At 67.0% G+C, this 20,053-nt stretch carries 18 protein-coding genes and 1 other RNA gene; 6 read left to right on the plus strand and 13 right to left on the minus strand.

What is annotated here, in order from left to right; genetic code table 11:
- Positions 1–4: 4 nt before the first annotated feature.
- The 6 genes from AC5I49_RS27430 to AC5I49_RS27455 form a co-directional block, all read right to left on the minus strand.
- Positions 5–826, minus strand: a complete 822-nt coding sequence (locus tag AC5I49_RS27430; RefSeq protein WP_016451352.1) for a TauD/TfdA dioxygenase family protein — start codon at positions 824–826, stop codon at positions 5–7.
- A 41-nt stretch (positions 827–867) separates the two neighbouring features.
- Complete coding sequence (locus AC5I49_RS27435; protein WP_495790168.1) at positions 868–3,111, minus strand: xanthine dehydrogenase family protein molybdopterin-binding subunit; 2,244 nt, start codon at positions 3,109–3,111, stop codon at positions 868–870.
- Positions 3,089–3,535, minus strand: coding sequence for a (2Fe-2S)-binding protein (locus AC5I49_RS27440; protein WP_017404538.1), 447 nt, complete (start codon positions 3,533–3,535; stop codon positions 3,089–3,091). Before AC5I49_RS27440 ends, AC5I49_RS27435 begins: the two co-directional genes overlap by 23 nt.
- Before the next feature lie 51 nt (positions 3,536–3,586).
- A complete protein-coding gene (locus AC5I49_RS27445; RefSeq protein WP_495790169.1) occupies positions 3,587–4,672 on the minus strand; it encodes a porin in 1,086 nt (361 codons plus the stop codon).
- A gap of 223 nt (positions 4,673–4,895) precedes the next feature.
- Complete coding sequence (rnhA, locus tag AC5I49_RS27450; protein ID WP_016447441.1) at positions 4,896–5,342, minus strand: ribonuclease HI; 447 nt, start codon at positions 5,340–5,342, stop codon at positions 4,896–4,898.
- Entirely contained in the window at positions 5,339–6,148 is an 810-nt protein-coding gene (locus tag AC5I49_RS27455; protein WP_017404536.1) for a class I SAM-dependent methyltransferase, read from the minus strand. Before AC5I49_RS27455 ends, rnhA begins: the two co-directional genes overlap by 4 nt.
- Positions 6,149–6,167: 19 nt before the next feature.
- Between AC5I49_RS27455 and gloB the strand changes: the two genes are divergently transcribed.
- Together gloB and AC5I49_RS27465 are read left to right on the plus strand one after the other, a co-directional pair.
- Positions 6,168–6,941, plus strand: coding sequence for a hydroxyacylglutathione hydrolase (gloB, locus tag AC5I49_RS27460; protein WP_016447443.1), 774 nt, complete (start codon positions 6,168–6,170; stop codon positions 6,939–6,941).
- The gene (locus tag AC5I49_RS27465; RefSeq protein ID WP_016451348.1) at positions 6,941–8,479 is read left to right on the plus strand and encodes a transglycosylase SLT domain-containing protein; all 1,539 of its coding nucleotides are present in this window, start codon (positions 6,941–6,943) and stop codon (positions 8,477–8,479) included. Before gloB ends, AC5I49_RS27465 begins: the two co-directional genes overlap by 1 nt.
- A 67-nt stretch (positions 8,480–8,546) precedes the next feature.
- On the opposite strand, the gene AC5I49_RS27470 is transcribed toward AC5I49_RS27465, so the two are convergent.
- From AC5I49_RS27470 to dnaX, 5 genes are all read right to left on the minus strand, one after another.
- On the minus strand, positions 8,547–9,632 hold the full coding sequence (locus AC5I49_RS27470; protein WP_016447445.1) for an ABC transporter substrate-binding protein: 1,086 nt from the start codon (positions 9,630–9,632) through the stop codon (positions 8,547–8,549).
- An 84-nt stretch (positions 9,633–9,716) separates the two neighbouring features.
- Positions 9,717–10,148, minus strand: coding sequence for an MAPEG family protein (locus tag AC5I49_RS27475; protein WP_016447446.1), 432 nt, complete (start codon positions 10,146–10,148; stop codon positions 9,717–9,719).
- 45 nt (positions 10,149–10,193) lie between these two features.
- Positions 10,194–10,784 (minus strand): recombination mediator RecR, encoded by a 591-nt coding sequence (gene recR / locus AC5I49_RS27480; RefSeq protein ID WP_374007285.1) that lies wholly within the window; start codon positions 10,782–10,784, stop codon positions 10,194–10,196.
- A 146-nt stretch (positions 10,785–10,930) separates the two neighbouring features.
- Positions 10,931–11,263, minus strand: a complete 333-nt coding sequence (locus AC5I49_RS27485) for a YbaB/EbfC family nucleoid-associated protein (protein ID WP_012206701.1) — start codon at positions 11,261–11,263, stop codon at positions 10,931–10,933.
- Positions 11,264–11,310: 47 nt separating this feature from the next.
- Positions 11,311–13,497 carry a DNA polymerase III subunit gamma/tau gene (gene dnaX, locus AC5I49_RS27490; RefSeq protein WP_495790170.1) on the minus strand — a complete coding sequence of 729 codons (2,187 nt, stop codon included), beginning with the start codon at positions 13,495–13,497 and terminating at the stop codon, positions 11,311–11,313.
- A 100-nt stretch (positions 13,498–13,597) separates the two neighbouring features.
- Here dnaX and ffs point away from each other — a divergent pair.
- Positions 13,598–13,694, plus strand: an RNA gene (gene ffs / locus AC5I49_RS27495) — signal recognition particle sRNA small type.
- A 64-nt stretch (positions 13,695–13,758) separates the two neighbouring features.
- On the opposite strand, the gene AC5I49_RS27500 is transcribed toward ffs, so the two are convergent.
- Positions 13,759–15,135: a TIGR03862 family flavoprotein gene (locus AC5I49_RS27500; RefSeq protein WP_495790171.1), complete on the minus strand. Its 1,377-nt coding sequence runs from the start codon at positions 15,133–15,135 to the stop codon at positions 13,759–13,761.
- 271 nt (positions 15,136–15,406) lie between these two features.
- On the opposite strand from AC5I49_RS27500, the gene trxA reads away from it, so the two are divergent.
- Together trxA and rho are read left to right on the plus strand one after the other, a co-directional pair.
- Positions 15,407–15,739 (plus strand): thioredoxin TrxA, encoded by a 333-nt coding sequence (gene trxA, locus AC5I49_RS27505; RefSeq protein ID WP_016447450.1) that lies wholly within the window; start codon positions 15,407–15,409, stop codon positions 15,737–15,739.
- A 266-nt stretch (positions 15,740–16,005) separates the two neighbouring features.
- The gene (gene rho, locus AC5I49_RS27510; RefSeq protein WP_016447451.1) at positions 16,006–17,268 is read left to right on the plus strand and encodes a transcription termination factor Rho; all 1,263 of its coding nucleotides are present in this window, start codon (positions 16,006–16,008) and stop codon (positions 17,266–17,268) included.
- 66 nt (positions 17,269–17,334) lie between these two features.
- Here rho and AC5I49_RS27515 read toward each other — a convergent pair whose 3' ends face one another.
- Positions 17,335–18,744: a CoA transferase gene (locus AC5I49_RS27515; protein WP_495790172.1), complete on the minus strand. Its 1,410-nt coding sequence runs from the start codon at positions 18,742–18,744 to the stop codon at positions 17,335–17,337.
- Positions 18,745–18,844: 100 nt separating this feature from the next.
- Here AC5I49_RS27515 and AC5I49_RS27520 point away from each other — a divergent pair, with 100 nt between their 5' ends.
- Positions 18,845–20,038, plus strand: coding sequence for a citrate synthase family protein (locus AC5I49_RS27520; RefSeq protein WP_074921382.1), 1,194 nt, complete (start codon positions 18,845–18,847; stop codon positions 20,036–20,038).
- The last annotated feature ends 15 nt before the right edge of the window (positions 20,039–20,053 follow it).

Consider the following 20,053-nt stretch of genomic DNA (forward strand, 5'->3'; position numbering starts at 1 on the left):
GGGCTCACGCCTGGCGTATCGCCACGCGGTGCATGCGCCGCGCCGCGGGGTGGTAGTCGTTGACCGCGTAATGCTGCGTGGCCAGGTTGTCCCAGATGGCCACCGAGCCCTTGCGCCAGCGAAAGCGCACCTGCCATTCAGGCACCTTGGCCAGGCCGCTGAGCATGGCGATCAGCGCCGCGCTCTCGTCGCTGGTGACGCCCTCGATGTGCGTGGTGTAGAGCGAGTTCACAAAGGCCACGGGCAGGCAGGTCACCGGGTGCACCAGGACCACGGGCTGCTCCAGCGGCGGATGCTTGAGGCGCGTGGCGCGATAGGCCTCGCCCGAGGGATCGCGGCGCATCAGGCTTTGCCTCAGGGCCGGCGCCTCCCAGTTGTGGGTGGCGCGCAGCGTGCGCAGATAGGCCTGCAGCTCGGGCGCCAGCGAGGCGAAGGCCGTGGTCATGCTGGCCCACATGGTGTCGCCGCCCGTGGGCGGCACGTCCACGGCGTAGAGGCAGGCACCGGCGGGCGGCTTGGTCTGCCAGGTCAGGTCGGCATGCCAGATGTCGGTGCCGGTGCGCGTGCCCTGGCTGATCAGCAGCTCGACATGGGGATCGTCCGGGTGCGAGGGAAAGGTGGAGGACACGGGCTCGACCTTGCCGAACACCTGGGCCACGCGCACCTGCTGCGCAGGGTCCAGCGTCTGGTCGCGGAAGAAGATGACCTGGCGCTCGGCCAGCAGCTTGCGCAGCGCGTCCGCATGGTCATGCACCTGCGCCGGGTCCGAGAGATCGATGCCGTATATCTCCGATCCTATGCACGGGGTGATGTGTTCGACTTGCATGAAATTCCTTTTCTCAAAAAAAGCCGGGGTTGGGGTGGTGATCAGGTGGACGCGATGTCCTGCGGCAGCGGCATGGAGCGGAACCGGCGGCCCGTGGCATGGAACATGGCCGTGGCCACGGCAGGCGCCGTGGGGCCCAAGGCCACTTCGCCGCAGCCCTGGGGCGGCCGGTCGCTTTCGACCAGGACCACCTCCACGCGGGGCATTTCGGACAGTTGCAGCAGCGGGTAGTCGTGGAAGTTGCTTTGCTGTACCGCGCCCTTGTCGAAGTCCAGCCGGCTCTTGAAGGTGTTGGTCAGCGCAAAGCCGATGCCGCCTTCCACATTGGCCTTGACCAGGCCCGGATTGACCACGCGGCCCGCATCAATGGCGCAGATGGCACGCTCCAGCCGCACGCGGCCTTGCACAACACGCAATTCCATGACCAGTGCGACGAAGGTCTGGAAGCTCTCGCCCCGCCCCGTGTAGACGTTGAAGGTCATGGCGCGGTGCAGGCCTGCCGGCGCGGGCTGCTCCCAGCGCGCGGCGCGCGCCGCCGCATCCAGCACGCCCAGCGCCAGCGGCTGGCCGGCCAGCAGGCGGCGCCGGTACTGGTAGTCGTCCACGCCTGCGGTGTGGGCCAGCTCGCTGATGAAGCTTTCCAGGAAGAACACGCTGGACGTGGTGCCCACGCTGCGCAGGTAGCTCAGCGGTATGGGCTGCTGCACGTCCACGGCATCCACCAGCAGGTTGGGCACGCCGTAGATCAGGTCGTAGATGGACTCGACCATGGTCTCGTCCCAGCCGCCGGCATCGGCCATCTTCTTGGGGTTGATGGCCCCGTACAGCGACTGTCCCGAGATGCGCGCATGCAGCGCGGCCGGCATGCCGTCGGCGCCGAGCACGGCGCTCAAGCGCCCCGATGCGCCGGGCCGGTAGTAGGAATGCCGTATGTCGTCCTCGCGCGAGCGGATGACCTTGACGGGCCGGCCCACGGCCTTGGATGCCGCCGCCGCATGCAAGGCGAAGTCGGGCATGTACTTGCGCCCGAAGCTGCCGCCCAGGAACGTGGTGTGCACGATCACCTTGTCTGCAGGCACGCCGCAGGCCTTGCCGAGTTCGCCACGCAGGAAGTCCTGGCCCTGGTAGGGCCCCCAGGTCTCGACCTCGCCGTCGCGCACATGCACGGTGGCGGCCAGCGGCTCCATGGTGGCGTGCGTGATGTAGGGCGAGTGGTAGTCGGCCGTGATGGTCTTGCCGGCCGCCAGCACTTCACGCGGCTTGCCCAGGCTGCGGGCAACGACGGCCTTGTCGTTCGACAAGCCTGCGACGAACTGCGCATGGATGCGCTCGCTGTCCACGCCGGCCGCCGCGCCGGCGTCGAATTCGATGTCCAGCGCATCGGCAGCCTGCTTGGCAATCCAGTACGAGTCGGCCACCACGACCACGGTGCTGGGCTCGGGGTCGGGCCACTGCGTGGTGCGCACGACGGCATGCACGCCGGGGCGCGCGCGCACCTCTGCCTCGTTGTGGATGCGCACGATGCGCCCCGTCACGCTGGGCGCCATGCGCACGGCGCCGATCAGCATGCCGGGCACCTCGACATCGATGCCGAACACCGCGCTGCCGTCGACCTTGGAAGGCGTATCCACACGGCGCAGGTTGCGGCCGATCAGGCCCTGCTCGGAAGCCGACTTCATGCGCGGCCGCGCGGCCAGGGGCAGCCTGGAGGCATCGGCCACGATCTCGCCATAGCCCACGCTGCGGCCCGTCGCGGGGTGCAGCACGCGGCCGGCACGCGTCATGCACTGGGAGGCACGCACACCCAGGCGGCTTGCGCCGGCGCGCAGCAACACATCGCGCGCCTGGGCGCCGGCCAGGCGCATGCGTTCATAGAAATAGTTCATGGACATGGAGGCACCCACGAACTGCTGGAACGGCATCTCGCCCGCATCGTTGCGATAGGCGTCGCGCCCCGTGACGAAGCGCACGGTCACGCTGGCCCAGTCGGCATCCAGTTCATCGGCCAGCACCTGGGGCAGGCCTGTGTAGATGCCCTGGCCGACCTCGCACTGCGAAACGCCGATCACCACCTGGCCCGAAGGCTCGATCCAGACCCAGTCGCCGATGGCTGCTGCCGCCGCCGCACCGGCTGCCGGCGGCGCGGCCTGCGCCAGCGGAATCAGCAGGCTGCCTGCAGCAGGCGCCACCAGCAGCGCAGCGGCACTCTGGAGCAGGTGCCTGCGCCGCAGCGAGGTGGCCGAATCGGCCACGCGGCCCCGTTCATTGCTTGGACGCTGCGGCATGGATGGCCTCCCGGATGCGGTGGTAGGTGGCGCAGCGGCACAGATTGGTCATGGCCTCGTCGATCTGCGCATCGGTGGGCTGCGGATGGGCCTTGAGCAGTGCTGCAGCGGCCATGACCATGCCGGACTGGCAGTAGCCGCACTGCGGCACGTCCTTGTCCATCCAGGCCTTCTGGATGGGGTGGGAACGGTTGCTGGACAGTCCTTCGATGGTCGTGACCGCCTTGCCGCCCACCGTCGAGACGGGCAGCACGCAGGAACGCACGGGCTCGCCATCGACATGGACCGTGCAGGCCCCGCACATGCTGATGCCGCAGCCGAACTTGGTGCCCGGCAGCTTGAAGTGGTCGCGCAGCACCCACAGCAAGGGGGTCTGCCCGTCGCCGTCAAAGGCCACGCTTCGGGAATTGAGGGTGAATTTCATCGTGGGGTCTCCAATGCGCCCGCATCGACCGGGCTGCATGTCTCATGCCTCTCAGAACGAGTGGTGTATGCCTGCTGCAATCACGGTCTGCGTGCGCCCGCTGGCAACGCCCACGGAATTCATCGCCGCCACGCCATCGGAGGCGCGCTGGTGCGTGACCGAGGCATGCAGCTGAGTGCGCTTGGAGAAGGCGTAGCGCGCGCCCAGGTGGACCTGGTTCCACTTCGTCTGCTCGAAACGGCTGAAGGAGTAGCCGGTGTTGATGGTCACCGCCTGGCTGGTCTGCCAGGCCAGGCCCAGGTCTAGCGCGCTCATGTGGCTGGAGGCTGCGCCGTACTTGAGCGTGGAGCGCGTGAGCAGCGCGTTGAGCCGGACCGGAAGCGCATCGAGCTGGTAGCCGCCGCCGATGCCCAGCACCTGGAAGGTATCGAGCACCAGCGGCCGGCCCGCCACCAGGTCCTGGCCCAGCGCGTTCGCCAGGCCCGTGCGCCCGGCGATATCGAAGGCACGGCCACGCGCATCGGTGTAGGCCACGGCCAGATTGAGCTTGGCACTGGAATAGCTGCCCATGACGCTGTAGGTGCGGTTGGCCTGCGAGCGGCCCGGCACCTCGCCAAATCCATACTGCGCGCCGAACTGCATCCCGCCCATGCGCGGCGTCAGGTAGGCCACGGAGTTGTCCACGGGGAACTGGCTGGACAGGCCGTCCAGGTTGCCCGGGTGGTACAGATAGAAGTTGTAGAGCTGGTAGCCATTGCCCCATTGGCTCAGCGTGCCGGCCGTGAAATCGACCTGGCGCCCCAGCCGCAGCGTGCCCAGCGAAGCACTGTCCAGGCCCACCCAGGAAGCCCGGTTGAAGTAGCTGGTGGGCGAGATCGGCGAGCCGATGTCCGTGAGGAATCCGTTTTCCAGCTGGAACGAGGCCTTCAGGCCGCCCCCCAGGTCCTCGGAACCGCGCAGGCCCCAGAGGTCAGGCTGGGAGATGGCCGAATCCATGCGCGTGAGCCGGCTCCCGCGCACATCGCTGATCCAGGGCATGGTCAGGTCCATGCTGCCGTACAGCGTCACCGAACTCTGGGCCAGCGCCGCTCCCGCGCCGCCCAGCATCGCCAATGCGGCAATTGCTTTGTATTTCATCGCAAGGCTCTTTCATCGTGAGATGGTTTAAAAATTCCACAAGTGGCAATTTCAAACACCACACCACGGAAGATGCCTGGCAGGGCGTGCATTAATTTCCACTTATGGAAATATTAGCTGCACCCATCGAGTCCTGTGTCTGGGGTTTTCATCTACCGCGTTTGAGGTAGTCCTCGGGAAGAGGAGCAAGGGACAGGCATTGCACCTGTCCCGCACAAGGCGTTCAGCGTCCCAGCGCCTGATCCACGCCCATGTTGGCCAGCGCGTCGGCGCGCTCGTTGCCGGGATCGCCCGCATGGCCCTTGACCCAGCGCCAGTCGATGCGGTGCCCGCCACCCTGCACCAGGGCGTCCAGCCGCTGCCACAGCTCCACGTTCTTGACGGGCTCCTTGGAGGCCGTCTTCCAGCCCTTGGCCTTCCAGCCGTGGATCCACTCGGTGATGCCCTTGAGCACGTACTGGCTGTCGATGTAGAGCACCACGTCGCAGGGCCGTCTGAGCGCAGACAGCGCCTCGATCACGGCCATCATCTCCATGCGATTGTTGGTGGTGTTCAGCTCGCCGCCGAACAGCTCCTTCCTGGCGCTGCCAGCCTCCAGCACCACGCCCCAGCCGCCAGGACCCGGATTGCCCTTGCAGGCACCGTCCGTATAGATAACAACTTGATTCAAAAAAAATCCTTGATATGAATGGCCCGGCCGTCAGGCCGGTTGGAATGCAGATCACCGTCGGGCGCGGCCTGTGCCGGCATGCGACGGGCGACCGGCACCGTGGCGCCCGACACGACCGCGCGGCCGCGCCAGGCAGGCTCCAGCATGCGCGCACCCGGCACACGCTTGACGGCCACCACGCAGTACACACCGCCCAGCATGGGCCAGCCCAGCCGTCCCACGCGGTCCATGAACTGCCAACGGCGCAGCCAGCGATCCGTCTGCACGGCGGGACGATAACAGCCGAATTGCACGGCCTCGATCTCGAAGGCCAGCAATCGCAGCCAGTCGCGCAGCCGCCAGTAACCCACGCCCCAGCCCACATCGGGCAGGTACACGCCACGCTCGGCACGCCGCTGCACGCCCAGCAAACTGGCAGGATTGAGTCCGCACACCACGATGCGGCCTTCAGGCATCAGCACCCTGGCCGCCTCGCGCAGCACGGCATGCGGGTCCGGCGAGGTCTCCAGCGTATGGGGCATCACGACCAGGTCGAGGCTGGCCTCGGGAAATGGCAGCGCGGCGGGATCGGCCAGCAGCGCCACGGGAACCTCCAGCGGGGCGGCGCCGTCCGCTGGCGCTGCATCCTGCGTGGAATCCAGCGCCAGCCAGCGGTGCGGCATGCGGTTGGCACGCAGCCCCTGGAGCATGGGCATGCCCAGCTGCAGGCTGTGATAGCCGAAAATATCGGCCACCGCCTCGTCGCAGCGCTGCTGCTCCCATTCCAGCAGGTAGTGGCCGAGGGCAGATTGCGTCCAGTGATGCATCCCTATAATTTTGCTGCTCATGAACCTGTTGCCCATTCCTGCTTTTTCCGACAACTACATCTGGCTGCTGCATGACGCCGGGCAGGCCCTGGTCGTCGATCCCGGCGATGCAGCGCCCGTGCTCGCCACGTTGCACCGGCTGGGCCTGCAGCTGCAGGGCATTTTAGTCACCCACCACCATGCCGATCATGTCGGTGGCGTGGCCCAGCTGCACCAGGCCACGGGCGCCCAGGTCTGGGGTCCTGCCTACGAGCAGTTGCCCGAACCCGTTCAGCGTGTGCAGGGAGGCGATGCCGTGCAGGCACTGGGCGGCCCCTGGCAGGTCATCGATGTGCCAGGCCATACCAGCGGCCACATTGCCTTCTACAGCACGGCGGCACAGGCACAGCCCGTGCTGTTTTGCGGCGACACGCTGTTTTCCGGGGGATGCGGCCGCCTGTTCGAGGGCACTGCGCAGCAGATGCAGCAATCGCTGGACGATCTGGCCTCGCTGCCGGGCAATACACTGGTGTGCTGCGCACATGAGTACACAATGTCCAACCTGCGCTTTGCTCAGGCCGTGGAACCAAACAACGAAACCCTGGCTCACTACCAGCGGCATTGTCAGGCGTTGCGCGAGGCCGGTCGGCCCACGCTGCCATCCCTGATGGAGACCGAGCGCTCCATCAATCCCTTTCTGAGAACGCGCGAATCCGCGGTGGCCGCGGCCGCCGCAGGCTTCGACGCACAGGTGAGACAGCAGGACCCTGCCAGCGTGCTGGCCGGCCTGCGCCAATGGAAAAACGTCTTCTGATGAAACTGCTACACACCCTGCTGCTGGGCAGCCTGCTGGTTCTTGCCGGCTGCGCCACCACCAGCGGCCCGGACTTGGCCGGTACGACGGATCCCTCCCCCAGCCCCGCACCCCACTCCCCCATGTATCCCAAAGGGCCGCTGAGCCCGCTGGGCACAGGCAGTGCCAGCAACGGCGACGTGGCCTCGCTGGAGACCACGGGCGATCTGTGGGTACGCATCCGCCAGGGCTTTGCCATGCCCGACCTGGACCAGGATCTGGTCAAGGACCGCGAGCAGTGGTACGCCAGCCGTCCCGACTACATACAGCGCATGACCGAGCGCTCCAGCAAATACCTGTTCCACATCGTCGAGGAACTGGAGCGGCGCAACATGCCCACCGAGCTGGCGCTGCTGCCCTATATCGAGAGCGCCTTCAACCCGCAGGCCGTCTCCACCGCCAAGGCGGCCGGCATGTGGCAGTTCATGCCGGCCACCGGCACCTATTTCGACCTCAAGCAGAACGCCTTCCGCGACGACCGCCGCGACGTGCTGGCCTCCACGCGCGCCGCGCTGGACTACCTGCAAAAGCTCTATGACATGTTCGGCGACTGGCACCTGGCCCTGGCCGCCTACAACTGGGGCGAAGGCAGCGTGGGCCGCGCCATCAAGCGCAACGAGAAGCTGGGGCTGCCCACGGGCTACACCGACCTGCAGATGCCGGCCGAGACCCGCATGTACGTGCCCAAGCTGCAGGCCGTCAAGAACATCGTGGCCAACCCCGATGCGTTCAACACCGAGCTGCCGGTGATCGAAAACCACCCCTACTTCCAGACCGTCACCATCACCCGCGACATCGACGTGGAACTGGTGGCCAAGCTGGCCGACGTATCGACCGAGGACTTCAAGGCGCTGAATCCCAGCTTTCGCAAGCCGGTGATCTTTGCGGCCGGCACGCCGGAGATCCTGCTGCCCTGGGACAACGCCAAGGTGTTTCGCCGCAACATGCAGGCCTTCGACGAAGGCCAGTACGCGAGTTGGACCGTCTGGACCGTGCCCTCCACCATCAGCGTGGCCGAGGCGGCCCAGCGCGTGGGCCTGGGCGAGTCCGACCTGCGCGCCCTCAACAACATTCCGCCGCGCATGCTGATCAAGGCCGGCTCCGCACTCATGGTGCCGCGCGGCGCCAACGTGCGTGCCGACGTGGCCGGCCACGTGGCCGACAACGGCCAGATCAGCTTTGCCCCCGAGATCATCACGCGCCGCACCACCATCAAGGCACGCAAGCGCGACACGCTGATCAGCGTGGCCAACCGCTACGGCGTCAGCGTGTCCAACCTGGCGGACTGGAATGACCTGAAGTCCTCGGCCACGCTGCATGCAGGCCAGTCGCTGGTGGCCTATCTGCCGGTACGCGCCAGCAGCGGCGGCAACGCCCGCGCAGCCAAGTCCACGGGAACCGCACGCAAGGTGGCCGTTCAGCCGCAAAGCCGCAACGCCAAGACGGCCGTCACCACGGCACAGCGCGGAGGCAAGCCATCCAAGGTGAAAAAGCGCTGAGGAATCCCTCTGGCACCCGCGTCACGGAGCCCGCTTTCGCGGGCTTTTTTGCGTGCGGCCGCCGGGCTCAGGTGTGAAAGCGCTGGCGGGACTGGCGCACGAATTCGTTGGTGTACGAGCGCTCCAGGTCAATGCCGCCGCGCGCCAGCGCAGGGTCGAGCCGGACCAGCGCACGCAGGGCCGTGGCGGGCCCGTCATCGGGCATCATCCCATCGGGCGAAATCGTGGTGCGCATGTGCTCGAATGCCGACAGATAGGCGCGCCGGGAGCCCAGCAGATAGGGCGCAGGCACGGCCCGCAGCACATCCATGGGCGCGGCAGTCTGCAGCCACTTGAGCGAGCGCACCATGGCGTTGCTGAGCGCCTGGGCCTTGGCCGGGTTCCTGCGCAAGAAGGCCTGTGTCGCATACAGCGTGCCCGAGGGCATGGAGCCGCCGTACAACTGCGCGCTGCTGCGCAGATCACGCAGGTCCCGCACGATGCGCACGGCGCCCTTGTCCTCCAGCACGCTCATCAGCGGGTCCGCATGGCACAACGCATGCACACGCCCGGTGCGCAGCGCCTCCATGGCATCGGGCCCCGAGCCCACGCCCACCAGTTGCACCGCAGCGGGATCCAGGCCATCGCCCAGCAGCATCAGCTGCATGGCCCGGGCCGTGGATGCGCCCAGCGAGGAAACACCCACGCGCCGCCCGCGCAGATCGGCCAGCGTCTGGTAGCGTGGCATCCAGCGCGCAGCCACGCCCAGCGCGATCTGGGGTGCACGCCCCTGCACGACGAAGGCCCGCAGCTGGCTGCCGCGCTGCTGGGCAAGAAGCGTGTGTTCATAGGCGCCCGCGCAGACATCGGCGGCGCCCGACTCCAGGGCCTGCAGCGACTGCGATCCGCCTGGATAGTCCTCAATGCGCACGGCCAGGCCTTCGGCCTCGAAATAACCCAGCTGCTGCGCAATCACCAGCGGCAGGTAGTACAGCAGGCCCTGGCCGCCCACGGCAATCGTCAGCAGCTCGGCCGAGCCGAGCACAGGGAGCGACCAAAGAGGAGCCAGCCCCAGAAGGCTCAACAAGGTTCGGCGATCAAGCACGTGGGAAGACATGATGGTTATTTTGCTGCAGTGCAACACGATCATGCCCAGAGCCCGCATACGCAGCATCGGTGCTTGCCCGTACGTGAAACACCGCAGGGCCTGTGGTGCAGGCCCTGCGCGGGACGAGGGCGCCGGATGCGGCCGCAGGCCTCAGCGGTAGCCTGCGAAAAACAGCAGCAGATTCACCACCAGGGCCAGGGCCCAGGCCAGACTGCGCAGCGTGGCGCGGTCCATCACATAGAAGGCTATGTAGGCGATGCGCAACACCACGAAGGCCACGGCAAGGCCATCGACCCGCGCCGCTGGCGCGCCCAGTTGCCAGGCAACCAGCAAGGCGCCAATGAAGAACGGCAGGCACTCGAAACTGTTGGCCTGCGCCGCATTCGCCCGCGCCTGGTAGCCGGTCTGCTGGGCGAGCCAGGCGCGGGGGTCGTGGTTGTCGAAGCCGCGCTGCCCCGGCCGGTGCTTCATTCCGGGCGCCTTGGCGATGTAGGCGCAGACCAGCGGCAGCAGGGCCGCCACCAGCAGGCACCAATGGGCAAGGGAAAAACCGCCGGGCGGCAGGACGACAGAGGTCGGCATACGGGCTCCTGATGAAAAGACAAGGAATGCTGGCCGCCTCCACCACTACCGGCGATCCACCAGCGCATGGGCGATCGTACCCAGGTCCACGTACTCGAGTTCGCTGCCGATGGGCACGCCGCGCGCCAGCCGCGTCACATGGATGCCGCGCGCTTTCAGCGCCTCGCTGATCGCATGGGCCGTTGCCTCGCCCTCGGCCGTGAAACTGGTGGCCAGGATCACCTCCTGCACCTTGCCGTCGCCGGCGCGCTCCAGCAGGGATGACAGATTCAGGTCGCGCGGACCTATGCCGTCGAGCGGCGACAGCCGCCCCATCAGCACGTAGTAGTAGCCGTTGTAGGCCCCCGTGCGTTCCATGGCCCCCATGTCGGCAGGCGCCTCCACCACGCACAGCCGGGCCGCGTCGCGCCCTTCGTCCTGGCAGATGGAGCAGATGCGGCCTTCGGTGAAGGTATGGCAGCGCTCGCAATGGCTTACCGACTCCACGGCCGTGGTCAGGGCACGGGCCAGCTGCCGCGCGCCGTCCTGGTCGCGCTGCAGCAGGTGAAAGGCCATGCGCTGCGCAGACTTGATGCCCACGCCCGGGAGCCTGCGCAGGGCTTCGACCAGACCATCGAGCGATTGCACATCCGACATGGCGGCTTCCTTTCAATGAAGAAGATTCTCAGAAAAAAAGCGACCTGCAAGGGCAGATCGCTCGATGGCCTCTCAACGCAATTGAGTGGCTGGGGAAACCGTCACGGCCTCTCCCGGCTGTTCGGCACAACCTCTCGGGGCCAGCCTCAGAAAGGGAACTTCATGCCGCCCGGCAGGCCGGGCATGCCGGCCGTGAGCTTGCCCATCTTTTCGTTGGAGGTTTCTTCTGCCTTGCGCACGGCAGCGTTGAAGGCGGCAGCCACCAGGTCTTCCAGCATGTCCTTGTCTTCGGCCAGCAGGCTGGGGTCGATGGTGATGCGCTTGACGTCGTGCTTGCAGGTCATGACCACCTTCACCAGGCCCGCGCCGGACTCGCCTTCCACCTCGATGTTGCCCAGTTCATCCTGGGCCTTCTTGAGGTTGTCCTGCATGGCCTGGGCTTGCTTCATCAGGCCGGCCAGTTGTCCTTTGTTGAACATGTGAGTTCCTTCTTCTGTAGGGTAAAAACGAAACGCTCTAGAGCGTGTCAGGGCTGAATGGATACGGGCTTGATACTGCCAGGCACGATTTTCGCGCCATGGCTGCGGATCAGGGTCTGCACCAGAGAATGATTCATCACGATGTCTTCGGCAATGCGCTGGCGCTCATGGCTGGCCACCGCATTGCGCCGCGCGGGGCTGTCCACCACGGCGCCCTGCTCGACATGCAGCTGCCGGGCCAGGCCGGCAGCCTCCAGCGCCACACGCAGGCGCTCGCGCGTGGCGGGCTGGGCCAGCGAGCTGCTTTCCACACGCAGCGTCCAAGTATCGCCCTCGCGCGCCACCAGCTGCGACTGCAGCGCCAGCTGGCGCGCCAGCGCAGTGACGGCCTCGGCCTGCACCAGTTGCTGGACGGCAGCGTGCCAGACATCGCCCTCGGCCGTGCGCTCCACGGTCGGCGCGGGAGGCGCATCCGGGGACTGGCGGCCACGTTCGGGAGCGAAGTCCTGCACATCGATCTGAGTGTCGATCTGCGGTTCGGACTGCCGTGCCACGGCAGCGGCAGGCGGCTCCAGGGCCAGATCTCCGTCATCGCTCCAGCGGCCTTCGTCGGCCCAGCCTTCATCGGGCATCCCGGCCCAGGCACCCTCGTCCGGCGCATCGGCATCCTGCACCTGCGGCGCCTCATCGGCAGAAGAGTCTGCGTCTTCCTGCACATCGTCCACGGGCTCATCCACAGGCTCGTCCAGGGGCTCTTGGGCGACACCGGCGGCCGGCTTCACCTCTGGAGCAGCGGAAGGCCTGGCCTCTTGGACAGGCGCAAGCACAGGTTCCGGCCTGGCAACTGCGGCCACGGCCACGGGCGCCTGAACAGGCGCTGGAGCCGCAACGGCTTGCACCACGGGAGCGACCACGGCGGGCGCAGCGGTCACGGGAGATGCGACAGGCGCGACAGGAGCAGGAGGCGCGACCGGGACGGGCATGGCCGCCTTGGCTGGGACAGCGGGGGCCTCGGGCACAGCGGGCTGTGCAGGCCGCGTCTGCGCAACGGGCGCGGGAGATTCAGGCTTCGCCGTGGAGGGGGTCAGCGCTGGAGTTTTTTTTTCAGCCGCGCCCGGGGCGGGCTCTGCAGATTGCGGCTTGAACGCCAGCAGCCGCAGCAGCGCCATGGTCAGCGCCGCATACTCATCGGGCGCCAGGCCCAGTTCGGCCCGGCCGTGCAGGCAGATGCTGTAGAGCAACTGGGTTTCATCACGCGGCATCAGCAGCGCAAGACGGGCAATTTCAGCGGCCTCCGGATCGCTGGCGTCGGCGGCCATCTGTGGCACAGCCTGCGCCACAGCCATGCGTTGCAGCACGGCGCACATCTCCTCCAGCGTGGAGGCTGCAGACAGGCCGTTGCGGCGCAGCGCCTCGGAGGTTTCCACCACCACCTGGCCATCGGCCTGGGCGAGTGCCTCGATCAGGCGGAACACATGGCTGCGGTCCACGCTGCCCAGCATCTGGCGCACCATGGACTCCTGCAGCTGGCCGCTGCCAAAGGCAATGGCCTGGTCGGTCAGCGACAGCGCATCGCGCATGGAGCCGCGCGCGGCGCGAGACAGCAGGCGCAGGGCCTGGGGTTCGGAAGCCACGCCTTCCTGGCCGAGCACCTGGCCCAGATGCTCCAGCACGGTCTCGGGCGCCATGGGCCGCAGGTTGAACTGCAGGCAGCGGCTGAGCACGGTCACGGGCACCTTCTGCGGATCGGTGGTGGCCAGCACGAACTTCAGGTACTCGGGTGGCTCTTCCAGCGTCTTGAGCATGGCGTTGAAGGCCGTGTTCGTGAGCATGTGCACTTCGTCGATCATGAAGACCTTGAAGCGTCCCTGCACCGGCTTGTAGACGGCCTGCTCCAGCAGGCTTTGCACCTCGTCCACCCCGCGGTTGGAGGCGGCGTCCAGCTCGGTGTAATCGGGAAAGCGGCCGCTGTCGATTTCGGTACAGGCCGCACAGACGCCGCAGGGCGTTGCCGTGATGCCGCCCTGGCCATCGGCGCCCTGGCAGTTGAGCGACTTGGCCAGAATGCGCGAGACCGTGGTCTTGCCCACGCCGCGCGTGCCGGTGAACAGATAGGCATGGTGCAGGCGCTGCTGCGTCAGGGCATTGGTGAGCGCCTGAACGACATGCTCCTGCCCCACCATTTCGGAGAAATTGCGGGGGCGGTATTTGCGGGCCAGCACAAGATAAGACATCCCGCGATTCTACGGGGCTGAGCACCCTCGCCCGGTGCGCCCCGGGTTTGGCCGGCCTTGTCGCCCGGGCAGCCCGGTGTTTGCCCCTATAATCGAGAGTGACGGGCCTCCTCGCATGGGGAAGCGGCCAACCGGGTCAGGTGGGGAACCAAGCAGCCCTAACCGTGAAACCAGTGCCGAGGGCAAGGCTCGTCACCTTCCATTGAACAGCAGGCCCTGCGGGCGCCTGCCCCGTCCACGCCCGCAGCGGCCCTTCTCTCCTCAACGCGTCTCGCCATCCACCTTCAGATAGCGGGCAACGCCCTGTGCCGCGTGCACGCCGCTGGCCATGCATGCCGTCAGCAGGTAGCCACCCGTGGGAGCCTCCCAGTCCAGCATTTCGCCGGCACAGAAAACGCCGGGCGCAGCCACGCACATGCCATTGGCATCCAGCGCCTGCAGCCGCACGCCACCTGCGGTGCTGATGGCCTCGTCGATGGGCCGGGCCGCCACCAAGGTGATGGGCAGGGCCTTGATGGCCTGGGCCAGCCGCGCGGGATCGGCCACGCCGTCCTTGCCCAGCACCTCATGCAGCACGGCGGCCTTGATGCCGTCCAGGCCCAGGCGCCCCTTCAGATGGCTGGCCAGGCTGCGTGAGCCACGCGGATGGCGCACCTCCGCCAGCACGCGCTCGGGTGTCAACTGGGGCAGCAGGTCGAGATGGACGGTGGCATGCCCGTCGCGCGCAATGGCTTCGCGCAGCGCGGCAGAGACGGCATAGACCAGGCTGCCCTCCACGCCCGTGGTCGTGGCCACGAATTCGCCCTTGCGCGAGAAAACGTTGCCCTGGCCATCATCAAAGGACAGCGCCACCGACTTGAAAGGCTGGCCGGCAAAGCGCTCGGTGAAATAGGGGCTCCAGCCGCGCGCAGGCTGGGGGCTGGCCCCCAGCAGCTCGGCCATGAATTCCCGGCGATCGATCTGCCCGCCCGGCGCCGCACCGCCCAGGCCCACATCGAACCCGCAGTTGGAGGGCTTCAACGCAGCGACTTCCACGCCGCGCTGCTCCAGCCAGGGCATCCAGGCGCCATCCGAGCCCAGCCGCGCCCAGCTGCCGCCGCCCAGCGCCAGCACCACGGCCTTCGCGCGCACCTGCAGCCCCCCTTCGGGGGTATCAAAGCCCAGCGCATCGCCATCCTGCCAACCCAGCCAGCGGTGGCGCGTGTGCAGGACCACGCCCTGGGTCTGCAGACGCACCAGCCAGGCACGCAGCAAGGGCGCAGCCTTCATGTCCTTGGGGAAAACGCGGCCCGAACTGCCCACAAAGGTTTCCACGCCCAGCTCGCCGGCCCAGGCACGCAGCTGATCCGGGGGCAGCAGCTCCAGCCAGCGCGACACCTCGGCACTGCGCTCGCCATAGCGGGAGACAAAGGCGGGCAGGTTTTCGGAATGGGTCAGGTTGAGCCCGCCCTTGCCGGCCATGAGGAACTTGCGTCCTGCGGAGGACTTGGCCTCGAACACATGGACAGTCAGCCCCTTGCCGGCCAGCCCTTCGGCCGCCATCAGGCCCGCAGGCCCCGCGCCGATCACCGCCACATCGCAGTCCATCGTGCGCGCCGCCGCGCTGTGTTCAAAAGCATCCATCACATCAGTTCCCATTCCAAGCTCGCATTCAACTTTGCGCTGCCGGCAGACTCATATGCCTGCAGCGCGGGCGCGCAGAATACCCTGCCGCAGGCCGGCCTGCGCGCAGGCGCCACTAATTCCCGATGACCCCGCAACCCTGCTGCCGCCCCGTAAACAGCTATGACAGTCATAGCATCCAGCTACCGCCCATACGGTGCAGCAGGTGATAGGTTTCTGTCACAATCATTTCGCGGTGCGGATTTTCCTGCGCCTTCCTCATTGCGAAAAATCAAGGACATCACCCATGGCCAGCGAACTGATCAAACACATCTCCGACGCAAGCTTTGAAGCTGACGTCTTGCAACCCGGCTCCACGGTGCTGGTCGATTACTGGGCCGAATGGTGCGGTCCCTGCAAGATGATCGCCCCCATCCTCGACGAAGCAGCCCAGACCTACAAGGACAAGCTGTCCATCGCCAAGATGAATGTGGACGAGAACCGCGAGATCCCGGCCAAGTTCGGCATCCGCGGCATCCCCACGCTGATGCTGTTCAAGGACGGCCAGCTGGCTGCCACCAAGGTCGGCGCCCTCAACAAGGCACAGCTGTCTGCTTTCCTGGACCAGCACCTGGCCTGATTCTCCTGGCTGCCCCTACACCGGGGCAGCCAAACATGCGGCCCGGCGCTGACCGCTGCACCGCATCGCACTGGCGCACAAACCCTGCGCCAGCGCAAATTTCCCTATGACCTGCGGATTTTTTCCTGTCATAATGCCCTTCATCACCGGCCTTATGCATCGAAGGCCGCGCTGAGACCCTCAGGCAAGCCAGCCCACTTCCACAGTGTTTCGCTTGGCTCAACGCCTCCCCCTGGTTTCTTTCCACTCCGTTCTGGAGTCTCTCCATGCACCTTAATGAACTCAAGGCACTGCACGTGTCTGAAGTCCTGAAGCAGGCCGAAGCGCTTGAGATCGAAAACGTCGGTCGCATGCGCAAGCAAGAGTTGATGTTCGCCATCATCAAAAAGCGCGCCAAGGCCGGGGAACAAGTGTTCGCCGACGGCGTGCTGGAAATCCTGCCGGATGGTTTCGGCTTCCTGCGCAGCCCCGACACCAGCTACACGGCCAGCACCGACGACATCTACATCTCGCCCAGCCAGGTCCGCCGCTTCAACCTGCACACCGGCGACATGATCGAAGGCGAAGTGCGCACACCCAAGGACGGCGAGCGCTACTTTGCCCTGACCAAGCTCGACTCCGTCAATGGCGGCTCGCCCGAGCAGAACAAGCACAAGGTGCTGTTCGAGAATCTGACCCCCCTGTTCCCCACCCAGCAGCTGCGTCTGGAGCGCGAGATCAAGGGCGAGGAGAACATCACCGGCCGCATCATCGACATCATCGCCCCCATCGGCCGCGGCCAGCGCGCACTGATCGTCGCGCCGCCCAAGAGCGGCAAGACCATGATGATGCAGAGCATCGCCCACGCCATCACGGCCAACCATCCCGACGTTCACCTGATGGTGCTGCTGGTCGATGAGCGCCCCGAGGAAGTGACCGAGATGCAGCGTTCGGTCAAGGGCGAGATCATCGCCTCCACCTTCGACGAGCCCGCCACGCGCCACGTGCACGTGGCCGAGATGGTGATCGAGCGCGCCAAGCGCCTGGTCGAACTCAAGAAGGACGTGGTCATCCTGCTGGACTCCATCACCCGCCTGGCCCGCGCCTACAACAACGTCGTGCCCTCGTCGGGCAAGGTGCTGTCGGGCGGCGTGGACTCCAACGCGCTGCAGCGCCCCAAGCGCTTCTTCGGCGCGGCGCGCAATGTGGAAGAAGGCGGCTCGCTGACCATCATCGCCACGGCCCTGGTCGATACCGGCAGCCGCATGGACGAAGTGATCTTCGAAGAGTTCAAGGGCACGGGCAACAGCGAACTGGCCCTGAACCGCCGCCTCTACGAAAAGCGCGTGTTCCCCGCCATCGAACTCAACAAGAGCGGCACGCGCCGCGAAGAACTGCTGCTGGCTCCCGAGATCCTGCAGAAGACGCGCATCCTGCGCCAGTTCATGTACAACATGGACGAGATCGAGGCCATGGAGCTGATGATCAAGAACATGCGGGCCACCAAGACCAACGTGGACTTCTTCGACATGATGCGCCGCGGCGGCTGATCTCAGAGATCCAGCCCACGGCACCTCTGCGAACGCCTCGCTCACGCGGGGCGTTTTGCATTCAGCTCACCATGCAGCGGCAGCCGTACCCAGGGCGCAAGCCGCACGCTCCCAGTGCATGGGGGCGCCCGCCACCTCCACCGGCGCCCGCAGGCGCCGCGCGGGCCCCCAGGAAGTGGCCTCGACGGCCGCGCCGAAATCCGCACAACGGTCCACCGGCGCCAGCGTGCAGGAGTCCGGATCACCGACGCCCTGGCCCGCCAGGAGATGGGCCGTGCGCGCCAGCGAGGCTTGCACCGTGCTGCCGCCCAGCCCCTGGCTGCGCCGCACCAGCGCCATCACCACGGCGGCCGCCATCAGATAACCCGTTGCATGATCCAACGCCTGCAGCGGCAACGGCGTGGGCCGGTCGCGACCCAGCTGACGCATGCCCGCATCGGCAATGCCGGCGCTCATCTGCACCAGACTGTCGAAACCGCGCCGCTGCTGCCAGGGCCCGCTCCAGCCATAGGCATTGAGCGACACGTCGATGAGCGAAGGATTCACCTGCCGACGCCACGCGGCACCGAATCCCAGGCCTTCCAGCGCGCCGTCCCGGTAGCCATGGACCAGCACATCGGCCCCGGCCAGCAGTTGCGCGAACACGGCACGATGCTGTGGCGCCCGCAGGTCCAACCGGGCACAGCGCTTGCCCAGCGTGACCTCGGGCACCGTGCCGGGCTCCTCCCAGCCCGGCGGATCGATGCGCAACACCTCGGCGCCGTGACCCGCCAGCCATCGCGTGGCAGCGGGGCCGGCCAGAATGCGCGTCAGGTCCAGCACGCGCAGCCCCTGCAGCGGCCGCCTGGCCGATGGCTGCCAGGCACCCGCATGCCGGCTCGATTGCGGATGCGGATGTGGATGCATCTGCCACGCCAGCAAGGGCTCCCGCTGCACTGCGCGACCCTGCGGGTGCGCGGCCCATTCAGACAGCCCGCGCATGGCTGCAGCACAGCCGCCTTGCGCCACAACGGCCGACTCCAGCTCTTGTGCTGCCCAGCGCTCGACCGCGGCAGCCACGGCCTCGCGTTCGGCGGGCGCATCCAGAACGGCCAGTGCCGCTGCACGGTGATGGGGCGCATTGGTATGCAGGCGAATCCAGCCGTCCGCCGTGCGGTAGTCGCCGGCCACGGAATCCCACAGCGCGGGCATCTCCCAGCCCTGCGGATGCAGGCTATGGCCAAACCACAAGGAGGCAAGCCTGCGATCCACCACCACACGCGGCGCTGCAGCGTCGAGCTGCGCGATCAACTCGGATAGGCAAAGGCCTGCCACGCCCAGGCTGGCGGCCGCCAGATCGGAGACCGGGAACACGGAGGCCAAGGACCCACGACCTCGCTGCTCCAGACGTTGGAGCGCCACCGGATCACCATCCAGCGCCTCCCAGATCTGGCCGGTGCAATGGTCGAAAGCGCAGGAAAAAGGGAGACGGGACATGGAGCACTCCTGGCAGCTGAAACAAGTCTTGGAGCTCGTACCATAGGTTGCTGGTAAATATTGTCAATATTGATTCAATTAATCAACATATGATCGACCCATGCCCGACTACCTGAACTCCACCGAGGCCACCGCGCTGCTGGGCGTGAGCCGTGCCACGCTGTACGCCTATGTCAGCCGAGGCCTGCTGCAGGCCCACGCCGCAGACACGCCGCGCCAAAGCCGCTACCTGCGCGAAGAGGTCGAGCAGCTCGCACGCCAGCGCGGCCAGGGCCGCAAGCCGCGCGAAGTGGCGCAGGCCGCGCTCAACTGGGGCCTGCCGGTGCTGGAGTCCTCGATCACATTGATAGAAAAGGGCCGCCTGTACTACCGGGGCGAGGACGCCGTGCACTGGGCGCGAACCCGCACGCTGGAGGAGACAGCCGCCCTCCTGTGGCAATGCCCGACCCAGGCAGCCTTCGCTGCAAACGCCGTGGAGGCCGCGCCTTTGCTGTCCGACCTGCAGCAGCGCATGGCAGGCCAACCGTGCGAAAACACATTGCTGCCCCTGTTCACCGTCGCCAGCGATGACACGGCCACCGCGGCCTGGCAGCAATCGCCCGAACGGCTGGCGGCAGGCTGCGGTGCGCTGTTGCGCCTGCTGGCTGCCTGCCTGCTGGGCACCGTGCCGGACAAGGCCGCCATCCATCTGCAGTGCGCACGGGCCTGGAAACTGGATGCGCCAGGCGCGGACCTCGTGCGCGTGGCCCTGGTGCTGTGCGCCGACCATGAACTCAATGCATCAGGCTTCACGGCGCGCTGCGTGGCCTCCACGGGCGCAAGCCTGCGCGCTGCCGTGGTGGGAGGCCTTGCCGCCTTGACAGGCGGGCGCCACGGCGGCACGACCGCGCGCGTGGAAGCGCTGTGGGACGAGGTGGGCGAGCAGCAGATCGCCACCCGCCTGCGCCAGCGTCTGGCGCGCGGCGAATCCCTGCCCGGCTTCGGCCACCACCTCTACCCTGATGGCGACGTGCGTGCCGCCCTGCTGCTTGACATGCTGCCGGCGCATGGCCCGGCAACGATGCTGGCCAAGGAGGTGATGGCGCTGACGGGGCAGGCGCCTTCGGTCGATTTCGCGCTGGTGGCCCTGCGACGGCATCTGCAGCTGCCGCCGGGCAGCGCCTTCGGTCTGTTCGCGCTGGGCCGCTGCGCCGGCTGGCTGGCGCAGGCGCTGGAGCAGCGTGCCACCCGGCAAATCATCCGTCCGCGCGCGGCGTACACGGGCCCCAGGCCTGCCGGTTTGGCACGGAACTGAGCACTATGCGATAAT

This window comes from Delftia sp., from assembly GCF_059499305.1.